Source organism: Oerskovia paurometabola, assembly GCF_016907365.1.
Lineage (GTDB): Bacteria > Actinomycetota > Actinomycetes > Actinomycetales > Cellulomonadaceae > Oerskovia > Oerskovia paurometabola.
The window spans coordinates 1,164,624-1,171,850 of record NZ_JAFBBV010000001.1; the positions used below are offsets into that span (position 1 = coordinate 1,164,624).

Here is a 7,227-nt window from a genome sequence, read left to right on the forward strand (position 1 = left end):
GCAGTTCTCCCCATCCAGTGGATGTCAGAGCACCCCGCTCGTGCCGCTATCCTCGAACCCGCGACGGGTAGGGGCACCTGGCAGGAACGGCCCTGGACACCGGTGGCACCACTCGCACCCACGGAGATTCTGTGACCTTCCTTTCCCGGCTCTACGACAAGCGGCGCACCGTCGCCTCGGTCGGCACCGTGTCGATCTTCTCGACGCTCCTGGTCGCGTTCGCGGTGACCTACGAGGGTCAGGCGACCGCGGACGTCGAGCTGAACGACTCCGGCGTGTGGGTCACCCGGACGTCGGGAGGTGCGCTGGGGCGGTTCAACTTCGAGTCCCAGGCGCTCGACGGCTCCCTGCTCGCGGGCTCTGCGTCGTTCGACGTGCTCCAGGACGCCGGCAGGGTGCTCCTGGTCGACGACGGCGCGGGATCGGTGAGCCCCGTCGACGTGGCGCGGCTCAAGCTCGACGGGTCCGTCCGTCCTCCGACCGGTGCGCAGGTCGCGATGGGAGGCTCCACGGTCGCGGTCCTGGACGGCAAGGAGGGCCTGCTGTGGGTCATGCCGTTCTCGGCCGCGCCAGGCTTCGACGCCGAGTCGACCGAGCCGACCGCGGAGGTCGGTGGCGACGGTGAGGTCCAGGTCTCCCAGGACGGCACGGCCTACGTCGTGGTCCCGGCGACGGGCAAGCTCACCAAGGTCGTGACCTCGCCTGCCGGGGAGGCGCAGGAGGTCACGACGACGAGCGTGCCGGTCAAGGACGGGGACGACGTCGAGGTCACGACCGTCGGCGCCGAGGCAGTGGTGCTCGACCGGACGTCCTCGCGGCTCGTGCTGCCCGGGGGCGAGACCGTCGACCTCGCGGACGGCGCGGACGCGCGGCTCCAGCAGCCGGGTGCGAAGACGCCCGACGTCGCGGTCGCGACCGCGTCCGGGCTCGTGCTGCAGCCGCTCGGCGGTGGGAAGGCCGTGACGCGGGCCGCGTCGGGGACGCCGTCGGCACCCGTGCAGCTCGGCGGGTGCACCTACGGTGCCTGGTCGCAGACCGGTCAGGTGCTCCGTGACTGCGAGGGGACGGACGACGACGTCGACCGGCGCCTGGAGGGCGTGGACCCCCAGGGGCGGCTCGAGTACCGGGTCAACCGCAAGGCGATCGTGCTGAACGACCTGGCCGCCGGCACGCTGTGGATGGCCGCCGACCAGTACGAGAAGGTCGAGGACTGGGAGCTGGTCCTGCCGGAGCAGGCCGAGGGCGAGGAGTCCGACGCCGAGCTCACGACCCCGGAGCAGGTCGACCAGTTCGTCCTCGACCGCAGCCAGCCCAACCAGCCGCCGCAGCCCCAGGACGACGTGTTCGGCGTCCGCCCCGGACGTACCACGCTCCTGCCCGTGCTGGGCAACGACGTCGACCCCGACGGTGACGTCATGACGGCGACGCTCGTGGGCGAGGGGCCCGGCAGCGCCGAGATCCAGTCGGTGCTGGGGGGTGCGGCCCTCCAGGCCGTCGTGGGCGCGGACGCGCAGAAGGGGCACTCGACGTTCCGGTACTCGGTGAGCGACGGTCGTGGCGGGGTCGCAGAGGCCGGCGTGCAGCTCCAGGTCTCGCCGTGGGGCGAGAACGCGGCGCCCGTGCAGACGGGGGAGCCGGTGCTGGTCGTCGAGCAGGGCAAGTCGGCCCAGATCAAGGTGCTCCCGTTCTTCCGGGACCCGGACGGTGACGACCTCTACCTCGCGGCCGCGTCGGCGACCTCGGCCGGCGACGAGGTGCGCTCGCGGCCGGACGGGTCGGTCGAGTTCCGCGACGGCGGCACGTCGACGGGGCGCAAGACCGTCAAGATCATGGTCGCCGACGGGCAGGGCGAGGTCTTCGAGGGCATCCTGCACGTCGACGTGTCCGGCGCCGGCCAGCTCGCGCCGGTGGCGGTCGCCGACCACGTGGTCGTCCCGGCCGGTCAGCCCGTGACCGTCGAACCCCTGCGCAACGACTACGACGCCAACGGGGACGATCTGCGCCTGACCACGGTCGCCGAGTCCGCCCCCGCCCAGATCACGCCGAACTACGACGCGGGCACGTTCCAGTTCCTCTCGAACGAGCCCCGGTCCTACGACCTGACGTACCAGGTCTCCGACGGTCCGAACGCGACGACGGGCCTGGTCCGCGTCGACGTCCTGCCGGCCTCCGCGGCCGAGGGCCCGCCCATCGTGGTCTCCGACACGGCTCTGCTGCCCTCGGGCGGGAGCACCCTCGTGGACGTGCTCGCCAACGACTCGGACCCCGCAGGCGGGGTCCTGGTGGTGCAGTCGGTCAGGGTGCCCGACGACGCGGGCGTCTCGGTCGCCGTCCTGGCCCACCAGATGCTGCGGATCACCGAGATCCGTCGCCTCGAGGCGCCCGTCACGGTCGAGTACACGGTGTCCAACGGAAACCAGTCCACGACCGGTCAGGTGCGGATCGTCCCGGTCCCGGCGCCCGTCAAGCTCCAGCCGCCGAACGCCGCGGCCGACGAGGCCACGGTGCGTGTCGGTGACGTGGTCACGATCCCGGTCCTGAAGAACGACACGCACCCCGACGGCCTCGAGCTGTTCCTCCAGGACGAGCTCGAGCAGGGGGTCGCGCCCGAGCAGGGCGAGATCTTCGCGTCCGAGGGGAACCTGCGGTTCAAGGCGGGGGCCGAGGCCGGCACCGCGTACGCGATCTACCGGGTCCGGGACAAGAACGGCCAGGAGGACTCGGCCCAGGTCACGATCCACATCCGCGACGGCGAGGAGAACTCCCCGCCGCAGCCCCTGCCGGTCCAGATGCGCGTCCTGACCGGTGCGAGCGTGCGCACGGTCGTGCCGCTCGACGGGATCGACCCCGACGGCGACTCGGTCCAGCTCACCGGGATCGCCTCCCAGGCGAGCCAGGGCAGGGCCTACGTCGAGGACGGGTACCTCGTCTACGACGCCTCCGACCAGGCGACCGGTTCCGACTCGTTCACCTACTCGGTGCAGGACGCGCGCGGTGCGGTCGCGACCGGGACGGCGCAGGTCGGGATCTCCCGACCGCCTTCGGCGAACCAGCCGCCCGTCGCGATCGACGACGAGGTCACCGTCCGGCCGAGCCGGACCGTCTCCGTCGCCGCGCTGGCCAACGACACCGACCCCGACGGCGACCAGATCGCCCTGCGCTCCGCCGGGCTCGAGGCGCCCGAGGAGCTCGACGCGGAGGTCGCGGGCGACCGCATCGTGATCACCAGCCCTGCCGAGGCAGGCTCGACCTCCTTCTACTACGGCATCGAGGACGCCTACGGTGCCCGCGCCGCGGCCTCGGTCACGGTGAACGTGGACCAGGCGGCTCCGCTGCTGGCGCCCATCGCCCGCGACGACGCCGTGCCGGTCGACTCGATCCTCGGCAAGACCAGCGTGAGCGTGCCCGTACTGGAGAACGACGACGACCCCGACGGGTCCGGGGACGAGCTCACCGTGTCCACCGACGCCGTCGGTGTGAGCGTCGACAAGGACGGCGTGCTGACGGTGCCCCTCACGCAGGAGCGCCAGGTCGTCACGTACACCGTGACCGACGTCGACGGGCTGACGTCGAAGGCCTTCGTCAAGGTGCCCGGCCTGACCGAGCAGATCCCGCAGCTGCGGCCCGGGATCGCGCCGCTCGAGGTGCATGCCGGTGAGACCCTCCCGATCGACATCACCGACTACGTCCTCGTCCTGGAAGGACGCACCCCGCGACTGACCGAGGAGTCCAAGGTGTCGGCGCTCGAAGGCACCGTCGCGGTCACGGACCCCACGAACCTGACGTACACCCCGCGGGTGGACTACGCGGGCGATGCCGCGGTGTCGTTCGAGGTCACGGACGGCAGCGGCCCCGACGACCCGGACGGGCACAAGGCCCTGCTCACGCTGCCGGTCGTGGTCCTCGCGCCGAAGAACCTCCCGCCCGTGCTCTCGGCCTCCAACGTGGACGTCGCCGCCGGGGAGGAGGCGACCGTCGACCTCGCCCGCTTCGTCGACGACCCGGACGACGACCCGGTCACCTTCAAGGCCGGCGCCGTGCCGGACGGTCTCTCGCTCTCGTTCAGCGGCACGACCGCGACCGTCCAGGCCACCCCGGCGATTCCCAAGGGCACCGTGCTCAACGTCCCGATCAGCGTGACCGACGGCGAGCACCCCCCGGTCGAGGGGCAGCTCGTGGTCAAGGTCGTGGCGTCGACCCGTCCGCTGGCCAAGGCCAACGCGGACACGGTCGACAAGGCCCACCAGGGCAAGGACGTCCCGGTGGACGTCCTGTCCAACGACTCGAACCCGTTCCCCGAGACCCCGCTCAAGGTCGTCGGCGTGCCGGTGGTCGACACGGGGTCGGGCACCGCCCAGATCTCGGGCGACAAGGTCGTCGTGACACCCAGCGACACGTTCTTCGGAGTCATGGTCGTGCGCTACCGCATCCAGGACGCGACCGGTGACCCCGACCGCGAGGTCGAGGGAAGGATCCAGGTCACCGTCCAGGGGCGTCCCGACGCGCCGTCGACTCCACGGGTCGTCGAGGTGCGTTCCAAGACGGTCGTCCTCACGTGGGACCCGCCCGCGAACAACGGTGCGGAGATCACCTCGTACACCGTGCGCTCGTCGGCGGGGGACGAGCGCACGTGCGGGACGACCACGTGCACCATCGACGGCCTGACCAACAACGTGACCTACACGTTCACGGTCGTCGCCACGAACGAGGTCAACGACTCGAACGCCTCGCCGGCCTCCGCGGAGGCGCGTCCGGACGAGAAGCCGAACCGGCCCGCACCTCCCACGCTCGAGTTCGGTGACAAGTCCATCAAGCTCGCGTGGGTCAACCAGACCTACACGGACCGCTCCCCGATCACGTGCGTCAACATCCGGATCTCCGGGCCGGGCGGGAGCGCCGACAAGACCTGCGTCGCCGGGACCACCTACGAGTGGACCGGGCTGCAGAACGGTGGGTCGTACACCTTCGAGATCCAGGCGGTCAACGCGGCCCCCGACCCGTCGGAGTGGTCGGGAGCCTCGCGTCCGGAGATCCCGGCGGGCAAGCCTGCCGCCCCCGCGAAGCCTTCCGCGGCGAGGACCTCGCTGGGTGCGACGTCGCAGATGAAGATCACCTGGACGGCGCCCGACGCCAACGGTGGACCGATCAGCGGGTACACGGTGGAGGCGCTGCGCGGGGGAGCGGTCGTCTCGACGGCCTCTGCCACGGCGACGACCGCCACGATCGGCGTGCCGGCCGACAGCACCGACTACACGTTCCGGGTCAAGGCCCACAACAAGGCCACGGTGAAGTTCGGCGAGGCGGAGTTCAGCCCCGAGTCGAACCCGCAGCGCGCGTTCGCCGCGCCCGGAGCCGTCGCGGGGCTCACGGCCAAGGCCACGGGCGCCAACGGCACGGTGCAGCTCGCGTTCGGCAACGTCTCGGCGGCCGGCGCCAGGGACGGGGAGATCAGCTACGAGTGGAGCCACAACGGCTCCGGCTGGTCCGCCCTGGGAGCGAACAAGGTCGTCAGCGGTCTCAAGAACGGGATCGGCTACGACTTCTTCGTCCGCGCCGTGGTGAAGGCCGACGGCGGTCGGGGGGACGGAGCCGCCTCGAACAAGGCCAGCGCCAACCCGTACGGCCCGATCCCCACCCCGAACGTGAGCGCCTCCGGTGGGAACCAGGCCGTCGGCTTCGCGTGGAGCACCTCGGGCAACGGTCGCGACTACACGACCACGGTCACGGGAGCGGTCTCGAGCGGGGCGGCGAGCGGGAACGTCAACGTCCCGGCGGGCTACTCCGACACCAAGGAGATCTGCGTCACCGTCAAGGACACCGAGGGGCAGACGGCCCAGAGGTGCGCGGCCGCGACCTCGGACGCCAAGCCCGCACGCGACATCTGGACCTCACGAGGCAGCTCGGTCAACAACTCCCAGTGCGGCGACCCGGCGTGCGCCTACCTCGTGCTGAACATCCGCAACGCGGAACCGAACACCTCCTTCAGCACCCAGTGCTGGTCGAGCTACGGCGGCAACCACGCGTTCAGCCCGACCTCCGGCGGGTTCTCGAGCACCGCGCTGAACGGCGCCTCGCAGCGGACCGACGGGGACGGCAACTGGTCCGGGACCATGTGGTGCTTCCACGGGAACGCCGGGACCACGATCTGGGTCAAGACGAACGTGTGGGGCGACTCGAGAGCGGCGATCTGGTGACCCGCAGCACGGCCCACGCCCTACCGACAGAACGATCGACACGACGAGGAACCCCCTGATGACCACCATGACCCCCGAGCAGGCCACCTGGTTCGCTCAGACCTTCGACCGCCTGGTCGGCAACGTCGGCCAGGCCGTCCTGGGCAAGGCGCACGTCGTGCGCCTGGTCCTGACCTGCATGCTGTCGGAGGGGCACATCCTCCTCGAGGACGCCCCGGGCACGGGCAAGACGTCGCTCGCGCGCGCCCTCGCTGCGAGCGTCCAGGGAACCCAGAACCGCATCCAGTTCACGCCGGACCTGCTGCCGTCCGACGTCACTGGTGTGACGATCTACGACCAGAAGACGGCGAAGTTCGAGTTCCACCAGGGCCCGATCTTCGCGTCGATCGTGCTCGCGGACGAGATCAACCGCGCGTCGCCCAAGACGCAGTCCGCGCTCCTGGAGGTCATGGAGGAGGGGCAGATCACGGTCGACGGCGTGACGCACTCGGTCGGCCGCCCGTTCATGGTCATCGCGACGCAGAACCCGATCGAGCAGGCGGGCACGTACCGCCTGCCGGAGGCACAGCTCGACCGCTTCCTCATGAAGACCTCGCTCGGCTACCCGGACCACGCGGCCACGGTCGAGATCCTCCAGGGCGCCTCGGTGCGGGACCGCAGCGCGACCCTGCAGGCGCTCATCACGACGCAGGCCGTCGCGGAGATGGCCGACCTCGCCGCGGGCGTCCACGTCGACGGCGCGGTGCTCGAGTACATCTCGCGCCTGGCCGAGGAGACGCGCAACGCGGCCGAGTGCCGGGTCGGCGTCTCGGTGCGAGGGGCGCTCGCCCTGGTGCGCTGCGCCAAGGTGTGGGCCGCCGCGCACGGACGCAACTACGTCCTGCCCGACGACGTCAAGCAGCTCGCGCTGCCCGCCTGGGCGCACCGCCTGGTCCTCGACCCCGAGGCCGAGTTCGCCGGCGCGACCAACGACGGCGTGCTCGCGCGCATCCTCGGTGACGTCGCCGCACCGCAGGAACGCCGGTCGGCCTGA

The 7,227-nt window shown here is 71.3% G+C and carries 2 protein-coding genes; both read left to right on the top strand.

The window, feature by feature from the left end:
- The first annotated feature begins 131 nt into the window (after nt 1-131).
- On the top strand, nt 132-6,194 hold the full coding sequence (locus JOD48_RS05235; protein ID WP_204807894.1) for an Ig-like domain-containing protein: 6,063 nt from the start codon (nt 132-134) through the stop codon (nt 6,192-6,194).
- Nucleotides 6,195-6,252: 58 nt separating this feature from the next.
- The gene (locus tag JOD48_RS05240; RefSeq protein WP_191791745.1) at nt 6,253-7,227 is read left to right on the top strand and encodes an AAA family ATPase; all 975 of its coding nucleotides are present in this window, start codon (nt 6,253-6,255) and stop codon (nt 7,225-7,227) included.